The sequence below is a fragment of the Pseudomonas sp. SA233 genome, assembly GCF_054792385.1.
On record NZ_CP096449.1, the window covers coordinates 213,280 to 238,877 of the forward strand.

Annotated in this window: 26 protein-coding genes and 1 tRNA gene; 16 read left to right on the top strand and 11 right to left on the bottom strand. The window is 63.1% G+C overall.

Annotated elements, in window-relative coordinates:
* Nucleotides 1-92: 92 nt before the first annotated feature.
* Nucleotides 93-1,487: an argininosuccinate lyase gene (gene argH / locus M1D87_RS00960; RefSeq protein WP_025337274.1), complete on the bottom strand. Its 1,395-nt coding sequence runs from the start codon at nt 1,485-1,487 to the stop codon at nt 93-95.
* 297 nt (nt 1,488-1,784) lie between these two features.
* Here argH and M1D87_RS00965 point away from each other — a divergent pair, with 297 nt between their 5' ends.
* From M1D87_RS00965 to M1D87_RS00995, 7 genes are all read left to right on the top strand, one after another.
* Nucleotides 1,785-2,528, top strand: a complete 744-nt coding sequence (locus M1D87_RS00965) for a LytR/AlgR family response regulator transcription factor (protein WP_015268539.1) — start codon at nt 1,785-1,787, stop codon at nt 2,526-2,528.
* A gap of 195 nt (nt 2,529-2,723) precedes the next feature.
* Nucleotides 2,724-3,665, top strand: a complete 942-nt coding sequence (gene hemC, locus M1D87_RS00970; RefSeq protein ID WP_025337275.1) for a hydroxymethylbilane synthase — start codon at nt 2,724-2,726, stop codon at nt 3,663-3,665.
* Complete coding sequence (locus M1D87_RS00975) at nt 3,662-4,429, top strand: uroporphyrinogen-III synthase (RefSeq protein ID WP_232881693.1); 768 nt, start codon at nt 3,662-3,664, stop codon at nt 4,427-4,429. The genes hemC and M1D87_RS00975 overlap by 4 nt, the downstream gene beginning before the upstream one ends.
* A 45-nt stretch (nt 4,430-4,474) precedes the next feature.
* The gene (locus M1D87_RS00980) at nt 4,475-5,575 is read left to right on the top strand and encodes a uroporphyrinogen-III C-methyltransferase (protein ID WP_015268542.1); all 1,101 of its coding nucleotides are present in this window, start codon (nt 4,475-4,477) and stop codon (nt 5,573-5,575) included.
* The gene (locus M1D87_RS00985; RefSeq protein ID WP_015268543.1) at nt 5,572-6,810 is read left to right on the top strand and encodes a heme biosynthesis protein HemY; all 1,239 of its coding nucleotides are present in this window, start codon (nt 5,572-5,574) and stop codon (nt 6,808-6,810) included. Before M1D87_RS00980 ends, M1D87_RS00985 begins: the two co-directional genes overlap by 4 nt.
* A gap of 221 nt (nt 6,811-7,031) precedes the next feature.
* Nucleotides 7,032-7,538: a disulfide bond formation protein B gene (locus M1D87_RS00990; RefSeq protein WP_038408525.1), complete on the top strand. Its 507-nt coding sequence runs from the start codon at nt 7,032-7,034 to the stop codon at nt 7,536-7,538.
* Between the two features lie 230 nt (nt 7,539-7,768).
* A complete protein-coding gene (locus M1D87_RS00995) occupies nt 7,769-8,239 on the top strand; it encodes an Rsd/AlgQ family anti-sigma factor (RefSeq protein ID WP_023662697.1) in 471 nt (156 codons plus the stop codon).
* 9 nt (nt 8,240-8,248) lie between these two features.
* Here the strand turns inward: M1D87_RS00995 and M1D87_RS01000 are convergent, their stop codons facing one another.
* Nucleotides 8,249-8,887 (bottom strand): FKBP-type peptidyl-prolyl cis-trans isomerase, encoded by a 639-nt coding sequence (locus M1D87_RS01000; protein ID WP_123085109.1) that lies wholly within the window; start codon nt 8,885-8,887, stop codon nt 8,249-8,251.
* A 380-nt stretch (nt 8,888-9,267) separates the two neighbouring features.
* On the opposite strand from M1D87_RS01000, the gene M1D87_RS01005 reads away from it, so the two are divergent.
* On the top strand, nt 9,268-10,374 hold the full coding sequence (locus M1D87_RS01005) for an AlgP family protein (protein WP_232881697.1): 1,107 nt from the start codon (nt 9,268-9,270) through the stop codon (nt 10,372-10,374).
* Here the strand turns inward: M1D87_RS01005 and M1D87_RS01010 are convergent.
* Nucleotides 10,350-10,832, bottom strand: coding sequence for a TIGR02444 family protein (locus M1D87_RS01010; RefSeq protein WP_102083329.1), 483 nt, complete (start codon nt 10,830-10,832; stop codon nt 10,350-10,352). The genes M1D87_RS01005 and M1D87_RS01010 overlap by 25 nt on opposite strands.
* 50 nt (nt 10,833-10,882) lie before the next feature.
* Between M1D87_RS01010 and M1D87_RS01015 the strand changes: the two genes are divergently transcribed.
* The 3 genes from M1D87_RS01015 to M1D87_RS01025 all read left to right on the top strand — a co-directional run bounded on the left by M1D87_RS01015 (nt 10,883) and on the right by M1D87_RS01025 (nt 14,199).
* Nucleotides 10,883-12,793 carry an ATP-binding cassette domain-containing protein gene (locus M1D87_RS01015; protein ID WP_015268549.1) on the top strand — a complete coding sequence of 637 codons (1,911 nt, stop codon included), beginning with the start codon at nt 10,883-10,885 and terminating at the stop codon, nt 12,791-12,793.
* Entirely contained in the window at nt 12,793-13,380 is a 588-nt protein-coding gene (locus M1D87_RS01020; RefSeq protein WP_061303786.1) for a mechanosensitive ion channel family protein, read from the top strand. The genes M1D87_RS01015 and M1D87_RS01020 overlap by 1 nt, the downstream gene beginning before the upstream one ends.
* Before the next feature lie 186 nt (nt 13,381-13,566).
* Nucleotides 13,567-14,199 (top strand): LysE family transporter, encoded by a 633-nt coding sequence (locus tag M1D87_RS01025; RefSeq protein WP_015268551.1) that lies wholly within the window; start codon nt 13,567-13,569, stop codon nt 14,197-14,199.
* Nucleotides 14,200-14,247: 48 nt separating this feature from the next.
* Here the strand turns inward: M1D87_RS01025 and M1D87_RS01030 are convergent, their stop codons facing one another.
* Together M1D87_RS01030 and M1D87_RS01035 are read right to left on the bottom strand one after the other, a co-directional pair.
* Complete coding sequence (locus tag M1D87_RS01030) at nt 14,248-15,000, bottom strand: slipin family protein (RefSeq protein ID WP_015268552.1); 753 nt, start codon at nt 14,998-15,000, stop codon at nt 14,248-14,250.
* A gap of 2 nt (nt 15,001-15,002) precedes the next feature.
* Nucleotides 15,003-16,349: an NfeD family protein gene (locus M1D87_RS01035; RefSeq protein WP_123085107.1), complete on the bottom strand. Its 1,347-nt coding sequence runs from the start codon at nt 16,347-16,349 to the stop codon at nt 15,003-15,005.
* Nucleotides 16,350-16,447: 98 nt separating this feature from the next.
* Here M1D87_RS01035 and M1D87_RS01040 point away from each other — a divergent pair, with 98 nt between their 5' ends.
* From M1D87_RS01040 to M1D87_RS01050, 3 genes are all read left to right on the top strand, one after another.
* On the top strand, nt 16,448-16,906 hold the full coding sequence (locus M1D87_RS01040) for an aminoacyl-tRNA deacylase (RefSeq protein WP_003260230.1): 459 nt from the start codon (nt 16,448-16,450) through the stop codon (nt 16,904-16,906).
* A gap of 60 nt (nt 16,907-16,966) precedes the next feature.
* Nucleotides 16,967-17,209, top strand: coding sequence for a DUF2789 domain-containing protein (locus M1D87_RS01045; RefSeq protein ID WP_003260231.1), 243 nt, complete (start codon nt 16,967-16,969; stop codon nt 17,207-17,209).
* Between the two features lie 69 nt (nt 17,210-17,278).
* Entirely contained in the window at nt 17,279-17,917 is a 639-nt protein-coding gene (locus M1D87_RS01050) for an NADH:ubiquinone oxidoreductase subunit N (protein ID WP_102083332.1), read from the top strand.
* A 6-nt stretch (nt 17,918-17,923) separates the two neighbouring features.
* Here M1D87_RS01050 and M1D87_RS01055 read toward each other — a convergent pair whose 3' ends face one another.
* The 6 genes from M1D87_RS01055 to M1D87_RS01080 all read right to left on the bottom strand — a co-directional run bounded on the left by M1D87_RS01055 (nt 17,924) and on the right by M1D87_RS01080 (nt 22,197).
* On the bottom strand, nt 17,924-18,361 hold the full coding sequence (locus M1D87_RS01055; RefSeq protein WP_003260233.1) for a CBS domain-containing protein: 438 nt from the start codon (nt 18,359-18,361) through the stop codon (nt 17,924-17,926).
* A gap of 211 nt (nt 18,362-18,572) precedes the next feature.
* Nucleotides 18,573-20,303 (bottom strand): dipeptidase, encoded by a 1,731-nt coding sequence (locus M1D87_RS01060; RefSeq protein ID WP_039614266.1) that lies wholly within the window; start codon nt 20,301-20,303, stop codon nt 18,573-18,575.
* 174 nt (nt 20,304-20,477) lie between these two features.
* Complete coding sequence (locus M1D87_RS01065; RefSeq protein ID WP_015268559.1) at nt 20,478-20,801, bottom strand: hypothetical protein; 324 nt, start codon at nt 20,799-20,801, stop codon at nt 20,478-20,480.
* 57 nt (nt 20,802-20,858) lie between these two features.
* Complete coding sequence (locus M1D87_RS01070; protein ID WP_015268560.1) at nt 20,859-21,389, bottom strand: DUF5384 family protein; 531 nt, start codon at nt 21,387-21,389, stop codon at nt 20,859-20,861.
* A gap of 11 nt (nt 21,390-21,400) precedes the next feature.
* Nucleotides 21,401-21,904, bottom strand: a complete 504-nt coding sequence (locus M1D87_RS01075; protein WP_322265147.1) for a hypothetical protein — start codon at nt 21,902-21,904, stop codon at nt 21,401-21,403.
* A 216-nt stretch (nt 21,905-22,120) separates the two neighbouring features.
* Nucleotides 22,121-22,197: transfer RNA gene (locus M1D87_RS01080), tRNA-Arg, on the bottom strand.
* 480 nt (nt 22,198-22,677) lie between these two features.
* Between M1D87_RS01080 and gabD the strand changes: the two genes are divergently transcribed.
* Nucleotides 22,678-24,120 (top strand): NADP-dependent succinate-semialdehyde dehydrogenase, encoded by a 1,443-nt coding sequence (gene gabD, locus M1D87_RS01085; RefSeq protein ID WP_015268576.1) that lies wholly within the window; start codon nt 22,678-22,680, stop codon nt 24,118-24,120.
* Nucleotides 24,121-24,303: 183 nt separating this feature from the next.
* A complete protein-coding gene (gabT, locus tag M1D87_RS01090) occupies nt 24,304-25,581 on the top strand; it encodes a 4-aminobutyrate--2-oxoglutarate transaminase (RefSeq protein ID WP_421091523.1) in 1,278 nt (425 codons plus the stop codon).
* Nucleotides 25,582-25,598: the final 17 nt, after the last annotated feature.

Genomic DNA, 25,598 nt, shown 5'->3' on the forward strand with positions numbered 1-25,598 from the left:
GCATTCGCGGGCACGCCCGCTCCCACAGGGAAACGCTGTACCTGTGGGAGCGGGCGTGCCCGCGAACGAGGGCGAAGCCCTCGCAATGGGCCTTAACGCGAAGCCAGCAGCGCCTTGCCGCGGGCGACGGCCGCACGCACCTGCGCCGGTGCGGTACCACCAATGTGGTTACGGGCATTCACCGAGCCTTCCAGGGTCAGCACGGCAAACACGTCCTGCTCGATCTGGTCGCTGAACTGGCGCAGTTCGTCCAGGCTCATTTCGGCCAGGTCCTTGCCGGTGTCCACGCCATACTTCACCGCGTGACCCACGATCTCGTGGCAGTCACGGAACGGCAGGCCACGGCGTACCAGGTAGTCGGCCAGGTCGGTAGCGGTGGAGAAGCCGCGCAGGGCCGCTTCACGCATGATGGCGTGCTTGGGCTTGATGGCCGGGATCATGTCGGCAAAGGCACGCAGCGAGTCGCGCAGGGTGTCGGCGGCGTCGAACAGCGGTTCCTTGTCTTCCTGGTTGTCCTTGTTGTAGGCCAGTGGCTGGCCTTTCATCAGGGTCAGCAGGCCGGTCAGGGCGCCGAACACACGGCCGCTCTTGCCACGTACCAGTTCCGGCACGTCCGGGTTCTTTTTCTGCGGCATGATCGAGCTGCCGGTGCAGAAGCGGTCTGGCAGGTCAATGAACTGGAACTGCGCGCTGGTCCACAGCACCAGCTCTTCGGAGAAGCGCGACAGGTGCATCATCGCCACGCTGGCGGCGGCGCAGAATTCGATGGCGAAGTCGCGGTCCGACACACCGTCCAGCGAGTTGCCGGCCACGGCTTCGAAGCCCAGCAGCTTGCAGGTGAGTTCGCGGTCGATCGGGTAGGTGGTGCCTGCCAGCGCGGCGCTGCCCAGGGGCATGCGGTTGGCACGCTTGCGGCAGTCGACCAGGCGCTCGTAGTCGCGGCTGAGCATTTCGAACCAGGCCAGCAGGTGGTGGCCGAAGGTGACCGGCTGGGCAGTTTGCAGGTGGGTGAAGCCGGGCATGATGGTTTCGGCTTCACGCTCGGCCTGCTCCAGCAGGCCCTGCTGCAGGCGGGTGATTTCGGCCAGGATCAGGTCGATTTCGTCGCGCAGCCAAAGGCGAATGTCGGTGGCCACCTGGTCGTTGCGGCTACGGCCGGTGTGCAGCTTCTTGCCAGTGATGCCGATACGGTCGGTCAGGCGTGCCTCGATGTTCATGTGCACGTCTTCGAGGTCGACACGCCAGTCGAAGGTGCCAGCCTCGATCTCGCCCTGGATGGTCTTCAGGCCATCGATGATGGTGTCGCGCTCGGCATCGCTGAGCACGCCGACCTGCGCCAGCATGGTGGCATGGGCGATCGAACCCATGATGTCGTGGCGGTACAGGCGCTTGTCGAAATCGACCGAGGCGGTGAAACGGGCGACGAAGGCGTCGACGGGCTCACTGAAGCGGCCGCCCCAGGACTGATTGGTCTTGTCGGTGCTCATGGATTCACTCATTGCAGGCGTGAACGAAAAAGTGGCGCCGATGATAGCAGGGTTTGGGCCGGCCGCCGCAGGGCGCTGGTCGAGAGAAATGCGCGGAAAACGATAGAGAAGGATTTGCAGGAATGAACGGCAGTGTTCCACGGACCGTCTACAGTTGGACAGAGGACTGGCAGTGAATCTGCCGGCCGAGTGAATCTTTGGCCTTCGCACCGGTCTAGAGCGTGACCTTAGTGTCGCTCGAACCATACCTGTCTACGCTATACCTGTGCGAGACTCATTCAGGAATCCAGCGCAATTATGAATGTCCTGATCGTTGATGACGAACCCCAAGGCCGTGAGCGCCTTAGCCGGCTGCTCGGCGAACTGGAGGGTTACACCGTGCTGGAGCCTAGCGCCACCAACGGCGAGGAGGCCTTGGCGCTGATCGAAAGCCTCAAGCCCGATGTGGTCCTGCTGGACATCGGCATGCCAGGCCTGGATGGCCTGCAGGTTGCTGCTCGCCTGTGCGAGCGCGAGGCGCCTCCGGCAGTGGTGTTTTGCACCGGGGACGATGAATACGGTGCCGAGGCTTTCAAGGACAGTACCCTCAGCCATGTGACCAAACCTTTCCAGGCCCAGGCCTTGCGCGATGCCCTGCGCAAGGCCGAAAAGCCCAACCGCGCTCAGTTGGCGGCGCTCACCAGACCGGCCAACGAAGGCGGCGGCCCGCGTAGCCACATCAGTGCCCGCACGCGCAAAGGCATCGAGCTGATCCCTTTGCCCCAGGTGATCTATTTCATTGCCGACCACAAGTACGTGACCTTGCGCCACGAGGCCGGGGAAGTGTTGCTCGACGAGCCGCTCAAGGCCCTGGAAGACGAGTTTGGCGAACGCTTCGTGCGTATCCACCGCAATGCCCTGGTCGCCCGTGAGCGTATCGAACGCCTGCAGCGCACGCCGCTGGGGCATTTCCAGCTATACCTGAAAGGCCTGGACGGTGACGCCCTGACCGTCAGCCGGCGCCATGTGGCCGGTGTGCGCAAGATGATGCAAACCCTCTGAGCCTGTACCGGCCCAATCGCCGGCAAGCCAGCTCCCACAGGTATAGCGTCAGCCTTGAGCCTTGCACGGCTTCTGTGGGAGCTGGCTTGCCGGCGATTGGGCGGTACAGGTAAGCACAGGATCCTGATCCACATCTGCTAGCGATACCGGCGATGCTGTTATCATCGACAGCATTTCTCTGGATCGGGGCGTTCCATGTCCACTCGCGAAATCCGCATTGCCACCCGTAAAAGTGCCTTGGCCCTGTGGCAGGCCGAATACGTCAAAGCCCGCCTCGAGCAGGCCCACCCCGGTCTGCTGGTGACCTTGGTGCCCATGGTCAGCCGTGGCGACAAGCTGCTCGACGCGCCGCTGGCAAAGATCGGTGGCAAGGGCCTGTTCGTCAAGGAACTGGAAACCGCCCTGCTGGACAACGAAGCCGACATCGCCGTGCATTCGATGAAGGACGTGCCCATGGACTTCCCCGAAGGCCTGGGCCTGTACTGCATCTGCGAGCGCGAAGACCCGCGCGATGCCTTCGTTTCCAATACCTTTGACAGCCTCGATGCGCTGCCTGCCGGCAGCATCGTCGGTACCTCCAGCCTGCGTCGCCAGGCCCAGTTGCTGGCGCGTCGCCCGGACCTGCAGATCCGCTTCCTGCGCGGCAACGTCAACACCCGCCTGGCCAAGCTGGATGCCGGTGAGTACGACGCCATCATCCTCGCCGCCGCCGGTTTGATCCGCCTGGGCTTCGAAGACCGCATCACCTCCACCATCAGCGTCGATGACAGCCTGCCGGCTGGCGGCCAGGGCGCGGTGGGCATCGAATGCCGCAGCGCCGACCAGCAAATCCACGCGCTGCTGGCGCCGCTGCACCATGCCGATACCGCCGACCGGGTGGTGGCCGAGCGCGCCCTGAACAAACGCCTGAATGGCGGCTGCCAGGTACCGATTGCCTGCTATGCGGTACTGGAAGGTGACCAGTTGTGGCTGCGTGGCCTGGTCGGCCAGCCCAGCGGCGGTACCCTGCTGGTGGCCGATGCCCGCGCTCCACGTACTGCCGCCGAAACCCTGGGCGTGCAGGTGGCCGAGGACCTGCTGGGGCAGGGCGCCGAGGCCATCCTCAAGGAAGTCTACGGCGAGGCCGGCCACCCGTGAGTTCGTGGCGCCTGTTGCTGACCCGGCCTGCCGAGGACTGTGCGGCACTGGCGCAAAGCCTGGCAGCGGCGGGGGTAGCCAGCAGCTGCCTGCCGCTGCTAGCAATCGAGCCCGTCGCTGTGGACAACCAGCAACGCCTGTTGCTGGAAGGCCTGCAGGGCTTCCAGGCGATCATCGTGGTCAGCAAGCCGGCAGCCCGGTTGTTGCTTGAGCAACTGGCCGATGCCGGCCTGCAGCCACCCGTGCAAGGCTGGTTCACCGTGGGCGAGGCAACCGCCGCTGTGCTGCAGGGCTCGGGCCTGGCGGTGAGCTTCCCCCCACGTGGCGATGACAGCGAAGCGTTGCTGGCGCTGCCAGCCCTGCGCCAGGCAGTTGCCGTGCCGGCACCGCGGATCTTGATCGTTCGTGGTGTCGGAGGTCGCGAACTGCTGGCAGAGCGTCTTGCAGAGCAAGGTGCTAGTGTCGATTATCTGGAACTGTATCGTCGCTGCCTGCCGGCTTACCCGGCGGGCACCCTGATGCGCCGCATCGAAGCGGAACGCCTCAATGGCCTGGTGGTCAGCAGTGGGCAGGGTTTTGAACACTTGCAGCAGATGGCCGGCGCCGATTGGCCGCAGCTCGCGCGTCTGCCGCTGTTCGTGCCCAGCCCTCGGGTTGCCGATCAGGCCAGGGCCGCCGGGGCCCAACAGGTTGTGGATTGCCGTGGCGCCAGTGCCACGGCCTTGCTGGCAGCCGTGCAGCGCAGCGCTGCACCTGCCTCTTAAGGCGCTAAGCTGAACGCGATGCGCCCCCATGCAAAGGATGGATACGTGAGCGAGACTGTCTTGTCCAATAACGATCAGCCGTCGGCACAGGCGCCGGCGGAACCCGTCACCACCCCACCTGCCAAGCGCTCCGGCAGTGGCCTGGCAACGCTGGCCCTGCTGTTGGGTGCGGCCGGGGTGGCGGTAGGTGGCTGGGGTGTCTGGCAGGTGCGTCAACTGCAAGGCAGCGAATTCAACCAGGGCCAGCACATCGAGGCGCTGAACCAGCGCGCCGAGGCCCTGCAGCAGCGTGAGCAACAGATCAGCGCGCAACTGGCCAGCCTGCCAGCGGCCAGCGAGCTGGAAGACCGCCGCCGCCTGGTGGCACAGTTGCAGGGCGACCAGCAACGCCTCAGCCAGCGCCTGGAAACCATACTGGGCGAAAGCCGCAAGGAATGGCGCCTGGCCGAGGCCGAGCACCTGCTGCGCCTGGCCACCCTGCGCCTGTCGGCGCTGCAGGACATCACCAGTGCCAAGGCCTTGGTCGAGGGGGCGGACGAGATCCTGCGCGAGCAGAGCGATCCGGGTGCCTTCGCCGCCCGTGAGCAACTGGCGCGCAGCCTGGCCACGCTCAACAGCACCCAGCAACCGGACCGTACCGGCCTGTTCCTGAAACTGGCCGCTCAGCGCGAGCTGGTGCAGCAACTCAGCGCCCAGTCGCCAGAGTTCGACACCAATGCCGATGCCTTGGGCGCGCTCACCGCCGATGGTGACGGCGCCAGTCGCCTGTCCCAGTGGTGGGCCGAAATCTCCAAGTACTTCCAGATCGACTTCAACGCCGATGACAACGTGCGTCCGCTGCTGGCCGGGCAGCAACTGAACCAGCTGCGCCTGGCCCTGAGCCTGACCATCGAACAGGCCCAGTGGGCAGCGCTCAATGGCGATAGCAAGGTCTACACCCAGGCGCTGGACGACGCCCGCAGCGTGCTGCTGGCCAACTTCAACGCCGACAACCCGCAAAGCAAGGCCATGCTTGACAGCCTCAATGCCTTGGCCGAACAGCCGGTGTCGGTGGTTACCCCTGACCTCAGCGAAAGTCTGGCTGCAGTGCAGGCCTATATTCAGCGCCGCCACCTGCCGGCCGATGCTGAAGGGGGCAAGCCATGAAGCGTGTCTACCTGCTGGCCGTGCTGGCGATCGTGGTCGCCGCGGCGCTAGGTATCGCGGTCGCCAAGCACAGCGGTTACGTGCTGATCTCCTATGGCAGCTTCCGCTACCAGTCGGGGTTGTGGGCGGCCTTGGCCGGCTTGCTGGTTGTGGTGCTGTTGCTGTGGCTGGTGCGCTACCTGGTCGGCCTGGTGCTGACTTCCAGTGGCGTGGTCAACCCGTGGTCGCGGCGTAATCGCAGCCGGCGTGTTCGTCTGGCCATCGAGCAGGGCCAGCTGGACCTCGCCGAGGGCCGTTGGGCCAGTGCCCAGCGCCATCTGCACCGTGCCGCCGAGGCCGAGCGCCAGCCGTTGCTGTATTACCTCGGTGCCGCGCGTGCCGCCAACGAGCAAGGCCGAACCGAAGACAGCGACAACCTGCTGGAACGTGCCCTGGAGCGCCAGCCGCAAGCGGAGCTGGCTATTGCCCTGACCCATGCGCAATTGCAGATGGACCGTGGCGAAAGCGACGGCGCGCTGGAAACCCTGCTGGCCATGCAGGAGCGCCACCCGCACAACGGCCAGGTGCTGCGCCTACTGCAGCGGCTGCACCTGGAACGCGGCGACTGGTCTGCCCTGATCCGCCTGCTGCCTGACCTGCGCAAGGGCAAGGTGCTGCCGGCCGCCGAGCTGGCTGCCCTGGAGCAACGTGCCTGGGGCCAGAACCTGAGCCTGGCCACCACCCGTGGCGAGGATGCGCAAAGCGCCCGTCAGGCTCTGGAGCGCGCCTGGCAGCAACTGACTGCTGCCCAGCGCCAGGAGCCACAACTGGTGCTGGCCTATGCCGAGCAATTGCGTCAGGTGGGCGCCCAGAGCGAAGCGGAACAAGTGCTTCGCACCGCCCTCAAGCGTGAATACGAAAGCCACCTGGCACGCCTGTACGGCCTGGTGCGCGGCGATGACCCGGCGCGCCAGCTGCAAACAGCCGAAGGTTGGCTCAAGGCCCACCCGCAAGATGCCAGCCTGCTGCTAACCCTGGGCCGTCTGAGCCTGCAGAACCGCTTGTGGGGCAAGGCGCGGGACTATCTGGAAAGCAGCCTGCGCATGGAACGCAACCCCGAGGCCTGTGCTGAGCTGGCGCGCCTGCTCGCCGGCCTTGGCGAGACCGAGCGCAGCAACCAGCTGTTCCAGGAGGGCCTCGGCCTGCTGGACGAGCGCCTGCTGGCCCTGCCTTTGCCCGAAGGCGTACGCGCCTGACCTACCCCAGGGCCCGCGCAAAGGCGCGGGCTCCGGGGACGGGTAACTTTTCTCTCGATGTAAGTTAGATCTGCAGTCCATTTCTTCAGACGTTTCCTACTGCACGGTTGGAAATTTCCTTCGCGATTCAGCGACTTGTCGTTGCTGTCGCGCCTTGAAACAAAGCGCGTCTTTCCTCTACCGTTTCAGGCCACTTCATTATCCCGGGACCTTCACCGCCCATGTTGCCGGCCCGTTTGCGCACCTTTTTCCTACCTGCCTGCCTTGCTGCACTGGCGGTACTGGCCGCGTCCTTCCACCTGGAAAGCGTCCTCGGGCTGGTGCCCTGCCCGTTGTGTTTCAGCCAGCGCCTGCTGCTTGGCCTGTACGCGCTGCTGTGCCTGGCGGCGGTGCTGCAGGCACCGGGTACGGCGGGCATTCGCTGTTACGCGCGGGCGACGCTGGGCTGTTCGCTGGCCGGGGCGCTGCTGGCAGCGCGGCATGTCTGGTTGCAAGGGGATGACGGGGCCATTCCAGTCTGCCCGGTGCCGCTCGGGCGGCTGTTCGAGCAATCCTGGGGCGAGGCGGCCCGCCAATTGTTGTTCGGCGGCCCGGATTGCAACTCGCTCACCTGGAGCTTTCTCGACCTGACCCTGCCCGAGTGGAGCCTGCTGGCCTTCCTGCTGCTGGCGGTGCTGCCCTTGAGTTGCCTGCTGGCGTATCGTTTCCGCACCCTGGCGAGAACATGACCTGGCGCAAGGTTGCGCCATTGGCACGACCAATGGCCGTGTAACAGGGTATTAAACACTTGTATGAACTTTGTCCGCTGCGTACCTTGAAGGGCAGCACGCGCGGGAATAATCTCCCAGCACGCATACCGAAAACACAACTGCTCGATGCCGCCTGCTGATGTCACCTTTGTGCTGCACGGTCGTGGTGCGAGGTGCAGCGGCATCTACCCAGAAGGGAAGAGATTGCCATGCTCGATAGTTGTCAGAACGCTCAGGAACGCTGGGGTGGGGTTCACAAACTGATCGACCGCTGGCTGGAGGAGCGCCAGGAACTGGTGCAGGCTTTCCGCGCGCTGCGCGATGCCAAGCCGGCCTTCGCCGACAAGGACACGAACGGGGACTTTTGCGCGCTCCTCGTTGACTACGTTTCGGCGTGGCATTTCGAAGTCTGCGAGCAGTTGGTCAGTGAGGCCAAGGCCTTCGGCGACGAGAAGGCGCTGAAGCTGGCCGAAGAGATCAACCCACGGATCAACGACAGTACTCAGGTCGCATTGGCCTTCAATGACCATTGCGCCAAGGGTGAGTGCAAGGACACCGAACGCTTTGCCGAAAAGCTGGGCAAGCTGGGTGGCCTGCTGCACGAGCGCTTCGAACTTGAAGACTGCCTGATCGAAGTGTTGCACAACGCGCACAAGGAAGAAGGCGCATTGCCGGCGTGAGCGTTGGCGTCAGTCGCCAACCGCCAGCAGTTCTATCTCGAACACCAGGGGGGTGTAGGGTGCAATCAGGTCGCCCGCACCCTCGGCGCCATACGCTAGCGCCGACGGGATCACCAGGCGCCATTTGGCGCCAGCGTGCATCTTTGGCAAGGCCACCTGCCACCCTTCGATGACTGAGTCCAGGCTGAACCACTGGGGCGTCTGGTTCTGGTCGAACACCGAGCCGTCTGGCAGCCTGCCCACATAGCGCACCTGCACCTTGCCACTGGCTTTGGGCTGCGCGCCCGTGCCTGCTTGCAGTTCGCTGTAGAGCACACCCTCCGGTAGTTCATGCACGCCATAACGACCACGCTCGTTGGCCATGAAGCGTGTTTCGGCAGCTTGCAGCTTCTGCATGGCGGCATCGCCTTCCCGTGCTTCCTGCTGCTGGAGCAAAGCCTGCATGCGTGCCTTGTCGAGTTTCAGCGGTTGCCCCTGGTAGGACTGGCGCAGGCCTTCTACCAGCGCATCCAACTGCAGGCCCGGCATATCCTGGCGCAGCCGCTCACCCAGGCTGGCGCCGATGCTGTAGGCGAGGTCATGTTCTTCGCTGTCGGCCAGGGCGATGGGTGCCAGCAGGCACAAACCTAAAAGAAGATATCGAGGCATGGTCAGTTCCTGCGCCAATGAGCGGGGAAGTATGCCAGTGTTCCGTTTTGTATTGTGTGCTCGCGGTCCTTGTAGGAGCGGCCTTGTGTCGCGACAGGGCTGCAAAGCAGCCCCGGCAATATCTGCGGTGGTGCTGAAATCCAGGGGCTGCTCCGCAGCCCATCGCGACACAAGGCCGCTCCTGCAGGAGTGCTGTGCAATACAGATAACTGCCAAATATCAGCAATGATTTATTCAGCAACTACACTTGCTCGGAGCTGCAAGATAACAACTTTGCCCAGGCATGCAACGCGGCGTAAACAATACTGTCAACATGCCCTAGCGGCGGTAGCAGCAGAAGCATAGTATGAGCCGCAATCTCGTCAGCCAGGAGGTAAACCATGTCGGCTAAAAAGAAGCCAGTAAGCACGCCGTTACACCTGCTCCAGCAACTTTCGGGCAGCTTGCTCGAACACTTGGAAGATGCCTGCTCGCAAGCGCTGGCTGATGCGGAAAAACTGCTGGCCAAGTTGGAAAAGCAGCGTGGCAAGGCCCAGGAAAAACTGCACAACGGTCGCCTGAAACTGCAAGACGCGGCCAAGGCAGGTAAAGCCAAGGCGCAGACCAAGGCGCAAAAAGTCATTGGAGAACTTGAAGAACTGCTCGACTCCCTCAAGGAACGTCAAACCCAGACTCGTTCTTATATTCAGCAACTCAAGCGCGATGCCCAGGACAGCCTCAAGCTGGCCCAAGGTGTAGGCAAGGTTCGCGAAGCTGCAGCCAAGGCGCTTGACCAGCGTGCTGCCAAGACCTCCAAACCGGCAGCCGCCAAACCCGTCACCAAGGCTGCTGCGGCCAAACCTGCAGCCAAGCCGGCCGCCAAGGCCACTGCTGCTGCCAAACCTGCAGCCAAGCCAGCCGCCAAGGCCACTGCTGCTGCCAAACCTGCGGCCAAGCCAGCCGCCAAGGCCGCTGCTGCAGCCAAACCAGCTGCCAAAGCCACTGCTGCTGCCAAGCCTGCAGCGAAGCCAGCCGCCAAGGCCACTGCTGCTGCCAAGCCTGCAGCGAAGCCAGCCGCCAAGGCCACTGTTGCTGCCAAACCTGCAGCCAAGCCAACTGCCAAGGCTACTGCTGCTGCCAAACCTGCGGCCAAGCCAGCCGCCAAGGCCACTGCTGCTGCCAAACCTGCTGCCAAGCCAGCAGCCAAAGCCACCGCAGCTGCTAAGCCTGCAGCCAAGCCAGCGGCGGCCAAAACGCCAGCCAAAGCCGCTGCTGCCAAGCCGGCCGCGAAACCAGCTGCCGCCAAGGCTCCAGCACGTACGGCCGCCAAACCCGCCGCCAAGCCAGCAGCTGCCAAGCCTGTTGCCAGCAAGCCAGCCGAAGCCAAACCGGCTACGCCAGCCGCCAGCACTCCGGCCGCCGCGACCAACTCGGCCACCCCGGCAGCTTCGGTAGCGCCATCGGCACCTGCCAGCACCCCGGCTCAGGCACCGTCTTCGGCGTCCTGAAGCGCTGCCGCCGCGACGCGCAACCGAACCAGCGCGTCGTGGTGGCGGGCCTGGTCCGGCGCCAGCCGGTCCAGCCAGTCTTCCATGGGCTCATGGGCGCCCACCGGCCACTGTTGCGAACGCTCCTGCAAGCGTTCCAGCAAGGTTTTCTCGGCCTGTAACTCCAACCCCTTCACCTGCTCACGCAACGCCGCCAGCTGCGCATCACTTTGCGCTGCTGCTCGCCACTGTTGGCGCAAACTACGTAATGGGTTGACCACTTCGCGCTGCCAGGGCTCGGTAACCTCGCGCAATGCCTGTACGCGTTCGTCCCGCACGGCCACGCCACCCGCCTGCAGCCAGGTTGCGCACAGCAGCAGACAGACATCGCCACCCAGCGCCTGCAGTTCAAGGCAGGCGGCTTCCACGCCGGGCCTGGCGTACAGGGCCAGGGCGTGATTCCACAGGTCGGTGTGCATGGTTCCACTCGCGCTATGGGCCGAGGAAGCTGGTAGACTCCGCGACCATCATGATCAGACTATCCAACCTCACTTTACAGCGTGGTCCGCAGCGCTTGCTAGAAGGCGCCGAGATGACCCTGCACACCGGTCACAAGGCCGGCCTGATCGGCGCCAACGGCGCCGGAAAATCCAGCCTGTTCGCCTTGCTGCGCGGTGAGCTGTCGCCCGATGCCGGCGATTGCCAGCTGCCCGGTGACTGGCGTATCGCCCACATGCGCCAGGAGGTCGATACACTCGACCGCCTGGCCGTGGACTATGTGCTCGACGGTGACGTGCGCCTGCGCAAGGTCCAGGCCGAACTCGCTGCGGCCGAGCAGGCCCACGACGGTACCGCCCTGGCGCGCCTGCACATTGAGCTGGATAGCGCCGACGGCTATACCGCCGACGCCCGCGCACGCAAGCTGCTGGCCGGCCTTGGTTTCACCAACGAACAGATGGACCGCCGCGTCGGCGACTTCTCCGGTGGCTGGCGGATGCGCCTGAACCTGGCCCAGGCCCTGATGTGCCCCTCCGACCTGCTGCTGCTCGATGAGCCCACCAACCACCTGGACCTGGACGCTATCCTGTGGCTGGAGGACTGGCTCAAGGGCTACCCCGGCACGTTGTTGCTGATCTCCCACGACCGCGACTTCCTCGATGCCGTGGTCGACCATGTGCTGCACGTCGAGCAGCGCAAGCTGAACCTGTACAAGGGCGGCTACACGGCCTTCGAGCGCACCCGGGCCGAGCGCCTGGCGCAACAGCAGCAGGCCTACGAGAAACAGCAGGCCCAGCGTGCGCACATGGAAAAGTACATTGCCCGCTTCAAGGCCCAGGCCACCAAGGCCCGCCAGGCACAGAGCCGGATCAAGGCACTGGAGCGCATGGAGGAGCTATCGGCGGCGCATGTCGATTCGCCGTTCGACTTCGTTTTCCGCGAGTCGCAGAAAATCTCCAGCCCGCTGCTGAGCCTGTCCGAAGGCCGCCTGGGTTACGGTGACAAGGCGATCCTCGACAAGGTCAAGCTGCAGCTCACCCCCGGTGCGCGCATTGGCCTGCTCGGCCCCAACGGCGCTGGCAAGTCGACCCTGATCAAGAACCTCGCTGGCGAGCTCGAGCCATTGTCGGGCCGCCTGGTGCGAGGTGAGAACCTGGCCGTGGGCTACTTCGCCCAGCACCAGCTGGACTCTCTGGACGACAAGGCCAGCCCGCTGCTGCACCTGCAGCGCATTGCCCCCACCGAACGTGAGCAGACCTTGCGCGACTTCCTGGGCGGCTTCGACTTCCATGGCGACCGCGTCGACGAGCCGGTGGTGAACTTTTCCGGTGGTGAAAAGGCTCGCCTGGCACTGGCCCTGATCGCATGGGAAAGACCGAACCTGTTGCTGCTCGACGAACCGACCAACCACCTCGACCTGGAAATGCGCCTGGCGCTGACCATGGCCCTGCAGGAGTTTGCCGGTGCCGTGGTGGTGGTGTCGCACGACCGTCACCTGCTCAAGAGCACCACCGACGACTTTCTGCTGGTGGCCGATGGCAAGGTCGACATCTTCGATGGTGACCTGGACGACTACAGCCGCTGGCTGGTCGAGTACCGCCAGCGCAGCGCGCCAGCCAGTACCACCCCGGTCAACCCGGATAAGACCGACAAGAAGGCCCAACGCCAGGCTGCCGCAGCCTTGCGTCAGCAACTGGCCCCGCACAAAAAGGCGGCCGACAAGCTGGAAGCCGAGCTCAACCAGGTGCACGCGCAACTAGCCGAGATCGAGACCGCGCTGGGTGATGGTGGCCTCTACGACGCTTCGCGCAAGGACGAGTTGCGTGACCTGCTGGCGCGCCAGACCAAGCTGAAGCAGCGCGAAGGCGAACTGGAAGAGGCCTGGATGGAAGCGCTGGAAACCCTCGAAAGCATGCAGGCCGAGCTCGAGGCGCTGTCCTGATGGAGGAACTGCGTTCGCTGCTGCCAGGGCAATGGATGGACACCTTCTGGCTGGGCTTGCAGATACTGTTGATCCTGGTAGTGGCCTTCGTCCTGCAGCGCATCGTTGCACGCGGGCTGAGCCGCCTGAGCCAGCGTTACCCGTTGCCGCCGGAGCTGTTGGTGCCGGTGCGTGGCGGCCTGCGCTGGCTGATCATGGGCAGCGCGTTGCTGTTCGTGCTGGAGCGCCTGGGTGTGTCGGCGACTGTGCTGTGGACAGCACTGTCCGGCTTCGTCGCGGTGGCGGCAGTGGCTTTCTTCGCCATGTGGAGCGTGCTGTCCAACCTGCTGTGCGCGGTGCTGATCTTCACCGTCGGGCCGTTTCGTATTGGTGATGTGGTCGAACTGGTCGACACCCTCGACAAGCCGGGCGTCAAGGGCCGGGTGATTGCCATCAACCTGCTGTTCACCACCCTGATGGAAATGCCCGAGGCGGGCGGGGCGCTGGTGCAGGTGCCCAATAGCCAGTTCTTCCAGAAGTCGGTACGGCGCTGGCGCGGGGCTGAGGTGCAGACGATGCACAAAGAGGCGCCCGCCGAAGCGGACTGATTAATCCTGTACCGTCCTCTTCGCAGCACAAGGCTGCTCCTACAGCGACCGCGTAACTCTGTAGGAGCAGCCTTGTGCTGCGAAGAGGACAGTACAGGTAGAACAAATCCTGCAAAATTTACTGGTTATTTTTTCACCAACACCTTAGCTTAACGTTTTGCAACAAATGTCCGAGCGAGGTGTGTGATGTCGATGGAAGTGTGGTTGGGCTTCTTTGCCGCCTGTTGGGTGATCAGCCTTTCACCCGGCGCCGGGGCGATTGCCTCGATGTCCAGTGGCCTGCAATACGGTTTCTGGCGTGGTTACTGGAACGCCCTGGGCCTGCAACTGGGCCTGATCCTGCAGATCGCCATCATCGCCGCCGGCGTTGGCGCTGTTCTGGCTGCCTCGGCCACGGCGTTCCAGATCATCAAATGGTTCGGTGTCGCCTACCTTGTCTACCTGGCCTACAAACAGTGGCGTGCGCTGCCCTTGGACATGAGCGATGAATCCGCCGTGCGTCCGATCGGCAAACCGCTGAGCCTGGTGTTCCGTGGTTTCCTGGTCAACGTCAGCAACCCCAAGGCACTGGTGTTCATGTTGGCGGTGCTGCCGCAGTTCATCAACCCGCATGAACCGCTGTTGCCCCAGTATGTGGCGATCACCGTGACCATGGTCGCCGTGGATATGCTGGTGATGGCGGGGTATACCGGGTTGGCTGCGCGGGTGTTGCGCCTGCTGCGTACGCCCAAACAGCAGAAGCGTTTGAACCGGACTTTCGCCGGGTTGTTCATTGGCGCGGCCACCTTCCTGGCGACTCTGCGTCGCGCGCCAGTCTGACAGACCGTATGTAGGCCATTCGCGGGCTTTCCCGCGAATGGGCCACCTCTATTTCTGCTTGTCCACCAACCCCTTGAGCAAATCCACCGGCAGCGGAAAGACGATGGTCGAGCTCTTGTCCCCGGCAATCGTCCCCAGCGTTTGCATGTAACGCAACTGCATCGCCCCTGGTTCCTTGCTCAGCATCTGCGCCGCCTGCATCAACTTCTCCGACGCCTGCAACTCACCCTCGGCATGGATCACCTTGGCCCGCCTTTCACGCTCGGCCTCGGCCTGGCGGGCAATGGCGCGCACCATCGATTCGTTGAGATCGACGTGCTTGATCTCGACGTTGGCCACCTTGATACCCCAGGCATCGGTCTGTGCATCAAGCACCTGGCGAATGTCCGAGTTCAGTTGCTCGCGTTCGGCCAACAGTTCATCCAGTTCGTGCTTGCCGAGCACCGCGCGCAGCGTGGTCTGGGCCAGCTGGCTGGTCGCCACGAGGAAATCTTCGACCTGGATGATCGCCTTCTGCGGGTCGAGCACTCGGAAGTAGAGCACGGCGTTGACCTTGACCGAGACGTTGTCGCGGGTGATCACATCCTGAGGTGGTACATCCAGCACCACGGTGCGCAGGTCAACCCGCACCATTTGCTGGATTACCGGGATCAGCAGGATCAGCCCCGGCCCCTTCACCTGCCAGAAGCGCCCCAGTTGGAACACCACGCCGCGCTCGTATTCACGCAGGATGCGGAACGCCGACAGCAACAGCATCGCCAGCACGATCAGCACCGCGCCGAAGCCCAATTGCATGAACATGGTCATTCTCCTTGCGCCGCGGGCGCGGCGGCGCTCACTTCCAGCATGACGCCATGGCGCGCGGTCACCCGCACGTTCTGGCCCGCTTGCAGTGGCGTTGCACACTGCGCCTGCCATTGCTCGCCCTGGGCCAGCACAAAGCCACAGAACGGGTTGCCCGCCATCACTTGGGTGACGGTGACCAGGCTGCCGACCAGGCCGGCGTCACCGCTGACCAGCGCCCGTCGGCGGGCTTTGAGGGCCATGCCCAGCACGCCGCCGATCAGCAGCGCCGAGAGCACCGCCAGGATGCCGATCAGGGTCAACGGGATACCGAAACCAGGGGCGTCAGTGTCGATCAGGATCAGCGCGCCGACCACGAAGGCGACAATGCCGCCAAAGCCGACCACGCCGAAACTGGGCAGAAAGGCTTCGGCAATCATGAAGGCGATGCCGAGCAATATCAGCGCCACCCCGGCGAAGCTCACCGGCAACAGCTGCAGGGCATATAGCGCCAGCAGCAGGCATATACCGCCGACCACGCCACCGACCGTCGAGCCGGGGTTCATGAATTCGAACAGCAGGCCGTACACACCGATCATGATCAGAATCAGCGCCACGCTGGGGTTGGTGATGACCGCCAACACCCGTGTGCGCCAGTCCGGCAGGTGCTCGACCAGGTTGGCGCCGGCGGTCTGCAGTTGCAGGGGCTGGCCAGCGACAGTGAGCGTTTTGCCATCGAGCTTGTGCAGCAGGTCACGCAGGTCATCGGCCATCAGGTCGATAACGTCAAGCCTCAAGGCCTCGCTGGCGGACAGGCTGACCGCCTCGCGCACGGCCTTCTCCGCCCAGTCGGCATTGCGCCCGCGCAGCTGCGCCAGGCCACGGATGTAGGCCGCCGCATCGTTGACCTGCTTGCGCGCGAGGGTATCGTCATCGCTGCCTTTGGCCTTGTCATCCTTGGGCGTGCCTGGCGGAGCACCGACCTGCACGGGGGTTGCGGCCCCCAGGTTGGTACCGGGCGCCATGACCGCGACATGGCTGGCATAGAGGATATAAGTGCCGGCGCTGGCGGCGCGGGCTCCGCTGGGGGCGACGAAGGTTGCGACCGGCACTGGGCTGGCGAGAATCGCCTTGATCATCTGGCGCATGGCGCTGTCCAGCCCGCCCGGGGTGTCCATGCGGATAACCACCAGTTGTGCACCCTGTGCCTTGGCCTGGTCGAGGCTGCGCACCAGGTAGTCGGCGCTGGCAGGGCCGATGGCGTCATCGACACCCAGCACCCAGACTGCACCAGGCGCTGCCTGACCGCCTGGCGTGATACCAAGCAGCAACAGCAGCAATAGCCAGCGCCAGCAGCGGGCGATCACCTGTCGTCACCTCGTTTGCCTCTATTGCACAAGTTTAGCCCTGCCTGCTGGTACCCGGCCTAAAATTGGAAATTGGGGGGCGAAACCGGAGGTGCATCATGCGTATGGCAAAGACCCTGCAGGATCGCCTGGACAAGGCCAACTGCGATTACGACATCATTCCCCATCCACATTCGGCCACCAGCCTGGAGTCGGCCCGTACGGCCGGCGTGCCCGCCGAGCGGGTCGCCAAGTCGGTGATGCTCGATGACCGTCATGGCAACTACATCATGGCCGTGCTACCGGCCAACCGGCATCTGGACATGACCAAGGTGCGCATGTCCGGGGCCTGGCAACTGACCCGTGAAAGCGGCCTGCCGAGCCTGTTCGGCGACTGCGAGCGCGGTGCCGTACCGGCGCTGGGCGATGCCTACCAGATAAAGATGCTGCTTGATTCGAGTCTTACCCGCCAAGGCGATGTCTATCTGGAGGCGGGTGATCACGATCACCTGATCCACATGAGCATGGAGCAATATCTGAAGCTGGTGCCGCGCGCCGAAGTGCGTGAGCTCAGCTGATGCTCTCAACCCATGCCGGGCCGGCATCGTCGACGACCGGTCTGGCGACGAGGAGGAACCATGGATAATACGATTCATCCTTTGTCTGAGATTTTCAAACAGCTGGGGCTGTCTGACGATCCGGTCGATATCGACCGTTTCATCACCACCCATTCGCCGCTCGATGACGATATAAAGCTGGTTGATGCGCCTTTCTGGAGCGATTCCCAGCGCGATTTCCTGAAAGAGAAGTACATCGCTGATGACGACTGGATTCCGATGATCGACCAACTGAACGAGGCGCTGCACCTGCGCAAAAAATAAAGCGCCGAGTGGTGCCTGACGAGTGATTGGCCGTTGCTATGCTCAGGAAAACAACAAGGGGATAGCGCGATGAAAGATCCCTACGCACCGGGCTTCTGGTGCTCCGTGACGATCCTGGGCACGTTGACGGCCAGTTATTTCTACGGCATACGGCAAACGCAACAGATGAACCAGGCAGTGCACTTCCTGTATGCCGCTGCCGCCGTCACCGTGGCGGTTGCACTGGTGGCGCTGACCTGGATCGCCTGGCAGCAATTGCACCTGAACAAGCGCGAGGTGGTGCAGGGGCGAACGTTGCTGACCATCTGGAACACCAAAGTTGCGCTGCGCCGCGTCGAGACGGTGTTCGACCGCTACTTCTGGGGCAGCTACTGGCATTCGGGGCGCACCTTCGAAGAGGTCATGGGCGAGCTCAAGGGCACGCCGCTGGAGCAGAGCCTGGATGCCCTGAAACGCCAGTGCCGTTTGCTCGACCGCGAAATTCATGACCACCACCACCACTGGCTGGCCAATGCCCGCGACCTGTCCAGCGTGGCCCAGGCCATGGCCCGTGAACGCTACCAGCTGGATCTGGGCGAACCAACCCGCAGCGGCAATGGCAACACTGCCGTGCTCAATCGGGATCTGGAAGTGCTGGTGTACACCTGGTCGGCGCGCCTGCGCAGCTTCGACCATCAGCTGGACGAACTGGAGCGCGCCTACCATTGAGGCGCTTCATTCACCGCGGATGTATTGCTCCAGTTTCAGGATCAGGTTTGCCTGTTCGGCGATGGTTTCCTTGACCAGGTCACCGATCGACAGCAGGCCGAGCAGCTCGCCATTGCTGACCACCGGCAGGTGGCGCAGGTGGCGGTTGGTCATCAGGTTCATGCAGTACTCGAGGTTCTGCTTCGGTTCCACGGTGACCACCGGCGCACTCATGATCTCGCGCACAGGGGTGGCGGCGGACGAGCGGCCCTTGAGTACCAGCTTGCGCGCATAGTCCCGTTCACTGACGATACCCACCACCTGGTTGGCCTCGACCACCGGGAGTGCACCGACGTTTTTTTCCGCCAGCATTTTCAGTGCGTCGAGTACCGAGTCATCCGGGCCGATGGTGTACACGGTCTGATGCTGGGACTTGGTCTTGAGGATTTGTTCGACGGTCTTCATACGGGCCTCTGCTGGGAAAAAGCGATGTCTCGGAGTAAATAAAGCATCCGGCACGGCGCTCTGCACGGCAATGCAGGAAACGGCATCGAGTCGATTGAAAAACGTCATGAGTTGTCGCCTGTGCCGGCCTCTTCGCGGCTAAAGCCGCTCCTACAGGAATACGCTGTACCTGTGGGAGCGGCTTTAGCCGCGAAGAGGCCGGTACAGCCAATTAGAGCTTCGGCATCTGCCCGATCCGCGCCACCATCTCGCTCACCACCTGCAAGTCCAGCATGAACTGCTCAACGGTCTTGAACTCGTTGTCGTTGTGCCCGGTGTATTTCACATCCGGCATGGCCAGGCCGAACTGCACGCCGTTAGGCAGGTCGTGTACCGAGGTGGCGCCCGCCGAGGTACCGAACTCGTGCTTCATGCCCAGGTTCTCGGTGGCCACGTCAAGCAAGGCCTTGACCCATTCGCCCTCGGGGTTGCGGTACATCGGCTCGTCCAGGCTGTATTCGAAGGCCACCGAGGTATGGCTCTGCCGGGTCCATTTGCCCAGCTTGTCAGCCAGTTCGTCCTTGATCGTGGCGATTGGCTTGCCTTTCGGAATGCGCAGGTTCACCGCCAGTTTCAGGCCTTTTTCATCCACCCCGACAAAGGTCAGCGAGGCGGTCAGAGGGCCCATGAACGAATCCTTGAAGGCCACGCCGAGCTTGTTGCCCAGGTAGTCCAGGCCCCAGTTGTCGGCGGCGTAGCGGGCGGCATCGGTGAAGTGGTTGTGCTTGAGCGGCACATCCTTGCCCAGGCCGTTGATGAAACCGAGCATGCGCGCCACCGGGTTGACCCCGGACTCCGGCTCCGAAGAGTGGGCGGAAACGCCGGTCACGGTGAGCAACACCTGCTTGCCATCGGCCTTGGCGGCGATGCTGAAGTCGCCGCCATTGCGCTTCACGTAATCGGCGCCGGCTTTTTCCAGCTGGCTGGCCAGCTTCGCCGGGTTGTCGGTGACCAGAGTCGCGACCGAGGTTGTCGGGATCTGGTTGGTGGCCAGGCCGCCGGTCAGGTTGACGATCTCGGCACCCTTGCCACTGGCCTGGCGCTTGCTGAAGCTGGCCATGATCGTGCCGTAGCCTTTCTCGGCGATGACCACCGGGTAGCCGCCATCGAGGGCCAGGTTGTAGTCGGGCGTGGGGTTGCGCTCGAAGTAGTAGGGGATGGCATCACCGCTGGTTTCTTCAGTGGTGTCGATCAGCAGCTTGAACTGGCGGGCCAGCGGCAGGTTTTCGTCCTTGGCCACTTTCAGCGCGTACATCGCCACGACAATGCCGTTCTTGTCGTCTTCGGTGCCGCGGCCGTACATGCGGTCACCGACCAGGGTGACCTTGAACGGGTCCAGGCGCGTGCCATCGGCCAGCTTCCAGTTGTCCGGGTTGACCGGCACCACGTCGGCGTGGGCATGGATGCCGACCACTTCCTTACCGCTGCCCAGCGAAATCTCGTACACCCGGTTGTCGATATTGCGGAAAGCCAGGCCGAAGCTGTCGGCCAGGGCCTTGATCTTGTCGGCGATCCTGAGGAACTCGGGGTTCTCGTGCTGCGGCGTGCCTTCGACGTTGAAGGTGGGGATGGCCACCAGTTCACGCAGGGTTTCGCTGGCAGCCTTGCCGTACTTGATGCGGGTATACAGGCCGAGCAGGCGGTTGATCTCGTTCTGCTGCTCGGCGGCCAATGGCTTGCCGGCCAGGTAGGCATCCAGGGTTGCCGCGAGGTTGTCGGCCTTGGCCAGGTCGCTGCCTTTGAGCTTGCCGAGGAACTGCTTGAAGTCGCTTGGGTCGCTACCGTCGAAGGCTTTGACGATGGCCGCGGACTGCTGCTGGGTAAGGTTGGCCTGTGCCGGTTGGGTGAACAGGCCGATGCTGGCCAGCAGCAGGGTGGTGGCGGTAAGTTTTTTCAGGTGCATGGTTGTGCGCATTCCTTCGCCAATCATTGTTGTGGGTTACCCGTCGGGAAACGGGAAGACGCCCACGCTAACACCAATGACCCGTGGCACGGGAGTGCCAGAAACACGACATGTCGCACAAACGAAAAAGCCCCGGGCGCGTTGCCGGGGCCTTTCCAGTGCTTCCAACGGTGATTACAGCCCGTTGGGCAGGAACCTCGTGGCACCGCTGACATCGTCGATCTTCTTGATGCGGAAGGCCTTGATGCAGGTTTCGTTGCGGGTATTGCTGTCCGGGCAGTATTGCTGGACGAAGTCGTTGAAGGCCATGTCCTGGCCATTCACGCTGAGGACGCGCTTGAAGTACTCGCCCTGGATGCCCTGCGCCTGACGCGATGCGGTCATTTCCTGGTCTACGACCAGGCGACCGTGCAGGTCGACGGTGGGGAACTTGGCTTCTTCCTGCAGGCAGCCGCTCAGCAGCAGGCCGGCCGTGGCCAGCATGATCAGACGTAGCATGATGTTGTCTCTGCAACGGGCGGTCACGACCTGCGGGCCGGGACCGCACCTGGATGGTTACTCGCCGAACAGGCTGCCGGCGCGTTTTACTTCCGCCTTGCCGGCGTCCTCGAGCAGCGACTTGGCGCCCGAGGTGACGTTGCGTGCGGAGTCTGCATTGGACTGGATCACGTCGGTGCGTGCAGCGCTGTCGCGCAATTCGGCATCGATGTAGTCGTTGGCGCGGGCGACCTTTGCCTTTTTCGCTTGCAGGGCCAGGCGACGCTCTTCCAGCTCCAGCGCACGCAGGTCGTCCTCGTAGGCTTCTTCGCGGGTCTGCACGCGCTTGCGCTCGGCTGCTTGCGCCTGCTGTTTCTCGGCGGCACGCTGCGCGGAGGCACGTTGGGCCGCTGCGCGCTGCTGGCGGGCAGCAGCTTCGCGAGCTTCGGCGCGCTGCTCGGCGGCGGCGGCCTGGCGCAGGCGTTCGGTTTCCAGAGCGGCTTCGGATTGCTTGGTCTGCTGTTCGATCTGGTAGAGCTGATCGAACTGGCCCGCCATGGCAGTGGCGGCAGACAGTGCGAGGGCGGTGCCCAGAACAATGTGCTTCATGTGCTCAGGCCTCAGCTCTTTTTCGGATCTGGGCAGGTCGCATTTGGCTGGATGCGGGTTTCGTTGGAGATGGTCATGACCATCAGGGAGATGCCCCCCACTTCGAAATCGCACGGGCGGCCAACCTGGGCGGAGGTGTAGATCTTGCCATTTTCCGAGTAGCCGATCAGTACGCCAGGCACCAGCGAGGTATCGCTTACCAGAGAACCTGCCAGTGCGCCGGCGCCACCGCCTGCCACGCCGCCGATGATCGCGGTGTCTTTGTTGTGGCCTGCACCCAGCGCCGCGCCACCCAGCGCACCCAGTACACCACCCACCATCATTGCGGCTTTTTGGTTCTTCTCGTTGCTGACCTTGATCTTGGTCGGCGAGACCGTGATGATTTTCACGGTCTTGGCTTCCTGCTGGGTGTTTACCTGGCTGGCATCGAACACATCGGATTGGTATTGCTCACCGGTCGCCTGGCAACCCACGAGGGTGGCGACGATGGTCAAGGCCAGACAGTGTTTCAGCATTTTCATTCCTGATTCCCTGGAGGGTATGGTTAACCTTGCGACGATCCATCTGAAGGATGAGGCATAATGCCACTATTCTAAGCAGATGGATCCAACCAGGTAAAGCCATCAGGACTAAAGCCGGCTTCAGTAAGCGCCAAACGAAATAACGCGAGCAGGCCGACACTGTCTTGCAGAAACGACAAAGCCCGCGCAAGGCGGGCTTTGTGAGGGATATGGCGCACTCGGCGGGATTCGAACCCACGACCCCTGCCTTCGGAGGGCAGTACTCTATCCAGCTGAGCTACGAGTGCAACGCGCACGCATGATACCCATCTGATCCGATGGCGTCCATCGCCTTGATCTGTAGCTGTTTTTACTTTCTGCCACGAAGAGGGCGAAGTGCGGCGCGGGAGCCTGGAGGGGAGGTGCTGGTGGCGCTGAGGGTGCACAGTCGACAACCAGGTAGCATGGGTTACCGGGCCCTGCTAATCGACCTGGCCAAGGCGTTCTGATTCATCCCTTCCTGCAAGGCCGTCGGTCCTCCCATCTCATTTCCTACAGCTCGGTCGTCTAACCTGTATTGGCCTCTTCTTCGTGGGCAGGCCCGCGAAGAGGCCGGTTGCCATTATGCAAATGATGAAATTTCCGCCAGGGTGTTCAACCATTCGTTCTTTTTTTCGAACAGCCTATTGTCCAACACCCCAGCAGCCGCTTAGCATTCGTTTGAGATTTCAAACGCTCGATGCCCTGCCTTGGGCGCTTTTCAACAATCAACAATTCGGGAAGCCGACATGCAGCTCAAAGACGCTCAGTTGTTCCGCCAGCAAGCCTACATCAATGGTGAGTGGCTGGATGCGGACAACGGCCAGACCATCAAGGTCACCAACCCGGCCACTGGTGAAGTCATCGGTACCGTGCCGAAGATGGGCACCGCGGAAACCCGCCGCGCCATCGAAGCCGCCGACAAGGCCCTGCCGGCCTGGCGTGCCCTGACCGCCAAGGAGCGTTCGGCCAAGCTGCGTCGCTGGTTCGAACTGATGATCGAGAACCAGGACGACCTGGCTCGCCTGATGACCACCGAACAAGGCAAGCCGCTGGCCGAAGCCAAGGGCGAAATCGCCTACGCTGCCTCGTTCATCGAGTGGTTCGCCGAAGAAGCCAAGCGCGTCTACGGTGACACCATCCCGGGCCACCAGCCAGACAAGCGCCTGATCGTCATCAAGCAGCCAATCGGTGTTACCGCGGCCATCACCCCGTGGAACTTCCCGGCCGCCATGATTACCCGTAAAGCCGGCCCGGCCCTGGCCGCTGGCTGCACCATGGTGCTCAAGCCTGCCTCGCAGACCCCATACTCCGCCCTGGCCCTGGTCGAGCTGGCCCACCGTGCCGGCATCCCGGCTGGCGTGCTGAGCGTGGTTACCGGCAGCGCTGGCGAAGTTGGCGGCGAACTGACCGGCAACTCCCTGGTCCGCAAGCTGTCCTTCACCGGCTCGACCGAAATCGGTCGCCAGCTGATGGAAGAATGCGCCAAGGACATCAAGAAGGTTTCCCTGGAGCTGGGTGGCAACGCCCCGTTCATCGTGTTCGACGACGCCGACCTGGACAAGGCGGTCGAGGGCGCGATCATCTCCAAGTACCGCAACAACGGCCAGACCTGCGTCTGCGCCAACCGTATCTACGTGCAGGACGGCGTCTACGACGCGTTCGCCCAGAAGCTGGCTGCCGCTGTTGCCAAGCTGAAGATCGGTAACGGCCTGGAAGAAGGCACCACCACTGGCCCGCTGATCGACGGCAAGGCTGTCGCCAAGGTCCAGGAACACATCGAAGACGCCGTTGGCAAAGGCGCCAAGGTACTGTCCGGTGGCAAGATCATCGAAGGCAACTTCTTCGAGCCGACCATTCTGGTCGACGTACCGAAGACCGCTGCCGTCGCCAAGGAAGAGACCTTCGGCCCGCTGGCGCCGCTGTTCCGCTTCAAGGACGAGGCCGAAGTGATCGCCATGTCCAACGACACCGAGTTCGGCCTGGCCTCGTACTTCTACGCCCGCGACATGAGCCGTGTGTTCCGTGTTGCCGAAGCCCTGGAATACGGCATGGTAGGTATCAACACCGGCCTGATCTCCAACGAAGTGGCACCGTTCGGTGGCATCAAGGCTTCGGGCCTGGGCCGCGAAGGTTCCAAGTACGGTATCGAGGACTACCTCGAAATCAAATACCTGTGCATCAGCGTCTGATAGCACGGTAAAGGCTTTACCTCTGCCAGCGGGGCGCGAGAGCGACGTCTCGCTGGCCTTTTTTACATCGCTGTACCTGGTGGCCAGGGCGTTCACGGCAGTCGATCAACGAATACTGTTCGCGAGCACTCCCAGCCACCCCCGAATAAAAGCGCCACTCCAAACCGGCGCAATGAGGGCATTATGAGCAAGACCAACGAATCTTTGATGCAACGTCGTGTCGCCGCCGTCCCACGTGGCGTTGGCCAGATCCACCCGATCTTCGTCGATACCGCGAAGAACTCGACCGTGATCGACGTTGAAGGCCGCGAACTGATCGACTTCGCCGGCGGCATCGCAGTACTGAACACCGGCCACCTGCACCCGAAAGTGGTTGCGGCCGTGCAAGAGCAGCTGACCAAGGTCAGCCACACCTGCTTCCAGGTGCTGGCCTACGAACCCTATGTAGAACTGTGCGAAAAGATCAACAAGCTGGTCCCAGGCGACTTCGACAAGAAGACCCTGCTGGTCACCACCGGCTCCGAAGCCGTTGAAAACGCCGTCAAGATCGCCCGTGCCGCCACTGGCCGCGCTGGCGTAATCGCCTTCACCGGCGGCTACCACGGCCGTACCATGATGACCCTGGGCCTGACCGGCAAGGTCGTGCCGTACTCCGCTGGCATGGGCCTGATGCCAGGTGGCATCTTCCGCGCTCTGTTCCCTAGCGAACTGCACGGTATCAGCGTTGACGACGCCATCGCCTCGGTCGAGCGCATCTTCAAGAACGACGCCGAGCCGCGCGACATCGCCGCGATCATCTTCGAGCCGGTACAAGGCGAAGGCGGCTTCCTGCCAGCGCCGAAAGAGCTGATGAAGCGCCTGCGCGCCCTGTGCGACCAGCACGGCATCCTGCTGATCGCCGACGAAGTACAGACCGGCGCTGGCCGTACTGGCACCTTCTTCGCCATGGAACAGATGGGCGTTGCGCCTGACCTGACCACCTTCGCCAAATCCATCGCTGGCGGCTTCCCGCTGGCCGGTGTGTGCGGCAAGGCCGAATACATGGACGCCATCGCTCCTGGCGGCCTGGGTGGCACCTACGCCGGTTCGCCGATCGCTTGCGCCGCGGCCCTGGCCGTGATCGAAGTGTTCGAAGAAGAGAAACTGCTGGACCGCAGCAAAGCTGTGGGTGAGCGCCTGACCACCGGCCTGCGTGAAATCCAGAAGAAGTACCCGATCATCGGCGACGTCCGTGGTCTGGGCTCGATGATCGCTGTCGAAGTCTTCGAGAAAGGCACTCACACCCCGAACGCAGCTGCCGTTGGCCAGGTTGTCGCCAAGGCTCGCGAGAAGGGCCTGATCCTGCTGTCCTGCGGTACCTACGGCAACGTTCTGCGTATCCTGGTTCCGCTGACCGCAGAAGATGCTCTGCTGGACAAAGGCCTGGCTATCATCGAAGAGTGCTTCGCTGAACTCGCCTGATGTGACGTGCTTCAGAA

Excerpts from the sequence above, each read along its gene's own strand:
- argH (WP_025337274.1), bottom strand. The coding sequence starts at position 1,487 with ATGAGCACCGACAAGACCAATCAGTCCTGGGGCGGCCGCTTCAGTGAG.
- M1D87_RS00965 (WP_015268539.1), top strand. The coding sequence starts at position 1,785 with ATGAATGTCCTGATCGTTGATGACGAACCCCAAGGCCGTGAGCGCCTT.
- hemC (WP_025337275.1), top strand. The coding sequence starts at position 2,724 with ATGTCCACTCGCGAAATCCGCATTGCCACCCGTAAAAGTGCCTTGGCC.
- M1D87_RS00985 (WP_015268543.1), top strand. The coding sequence starts at position 5,572 with ATGAAGCGTGTCTACCTGCTGGCCGTGCTGGCGATCGTGGTCGCCGCG.
- M1D87_RS00990 (WP_038408525.1), top strand. The coding sequence starts at position 7,032 with ATGTTGCCGGCCCGTTTGCGCACCTTTTTCCTACCTGCCTGCCTTGCT.
- M1D87_RS00995 (WP_023662697.1), top strand. The coding sequence starts at position 7,769 with ATGCTCGATAGTTGTCAGAACGCTCAGGAACGCTGGGGTGGGGTTCAC.
- M1D87_RS01000 (WP_123085109.1), bottom strand. The coding sequence starts at position 8,887 with ATGCCTCGATATCTTCTTTTAGGTTTGTGCCTGCTGGCACCCATCGCC.
- M1D87_RS01005 (WP_232881697.1), top strand. The coding sequence starts at position 9,268 with ATGTCGGCTAAAAAGAAGCCAGTAAGCACGCCGTTACACCTGCTCCAG.
- M1D87_RS01010 (WP_102083329.1), bottom strand. The coding sequence starts at position 10,832 with ATGCACACCGACCTGTGGAATCACGCCCTGGCCCTGTACGCCAGGCCC.
- M1D87_RS01015 (WP_015268549.1), top strand. The coding sequence starts at position 10,883 with ATGATCAGACTATCCAACCTCACTTTACAGCGTGGTCCGCAGCGCTTG.
- M1D87_RS01020 (WP_061303786.1), top strand. The coding sequence starts at position 12,793 with ATGGAGGAACTGCGTTCGCTGCTGCCAGGGCAATGGATGGACACCTTC.
- M1D87_RS01025 (WP_015268551.1), top strand. The coding sequence starts at position 13,567 with ATGTCGATGGAAGTGTGGTTGGGCTTCTTTGCCGCCTGTTGGGTGATC.
- M1D87_RS01030 (WP_015268552.1), bottom strand. The coding sequence starts at position 15,000 with ATGTTCATGCAATTGGGCTTCGGCGCGGTGCTGATCGTGCTGGCGATG.
- M1D87_RS01040 (WP_003260230.1), top strand. The coding sequence starts at position 16,448 with ATGCGTATGGCAAAGACCCTGCAGGATCGCCTGGACAAGGCCAACTGC.
- M1D87_RS01045 (WP_003260231.1), top strand. The coding sequence starts at position 16,967 with ATGGATAATACGATTCATCCTTTGTCTGAGATTTTCAAACAGCTGGGG.
- M1D87_RS01050 (WP_102083332.1), top strand. The coding sequence starts at position 17,279 with ATGAAAGATCCCTACGCACCGGGCTTCTGGTGCTCCGTGACGATCCTG.
- M1D87_RS01055 (WP_003260233.1), bottom strand. The coding sequence starts at position 18,361 with ATGAAGACCGTCGAACAAATCCTCAAGACCAAGTCCCAGCATCAGACC.
- M1D87_RS01060 (WP_039614266.1), bottom strand. The coding sequence starts at position 20,303 with ATGCACCTGAAAAAACTTACCGCCACCACCCTGCTGCTGGCCAGCATC.
- M1D87_RS01065 (WP_015268559.1), bottom strand. The coding sequence starts at position 20,801 with ATGCTACGTCTGATCATGCTGGCCACGGCCGGCCTGCTGCTGAGCGGC.
- M1D87_RS01070 (WP_015268560.1), bottom strand. The coding sequence starts at position 21,389 with ATGAAGCACATTGTTCTGGGCACCGCCCTCGCACTGTCTGCCGCCACT.
- M1D87_RS01075 (WP_322265147.1), bottom strand. The coding sequence starts at position 21,904 with ATGCTGAAACACTGTCTGGCCTTGACCATCGTCGCCACCCTCGTGGGT.
- gabD (WP_015268576.1), top strand. The coding sequence starts at position 22,678 with ATGCAGCTCAAAGACGCTCAGTTGTTCCGCCAGCAAGCCTACATCAAT.
- gabT (WP_421091523.1), top strand. The coding sequence starts at position 24,304 with ATGAGCAAGACCAACGAATCTTTGATGCAACGTCGTGTCGCCGCCGTC.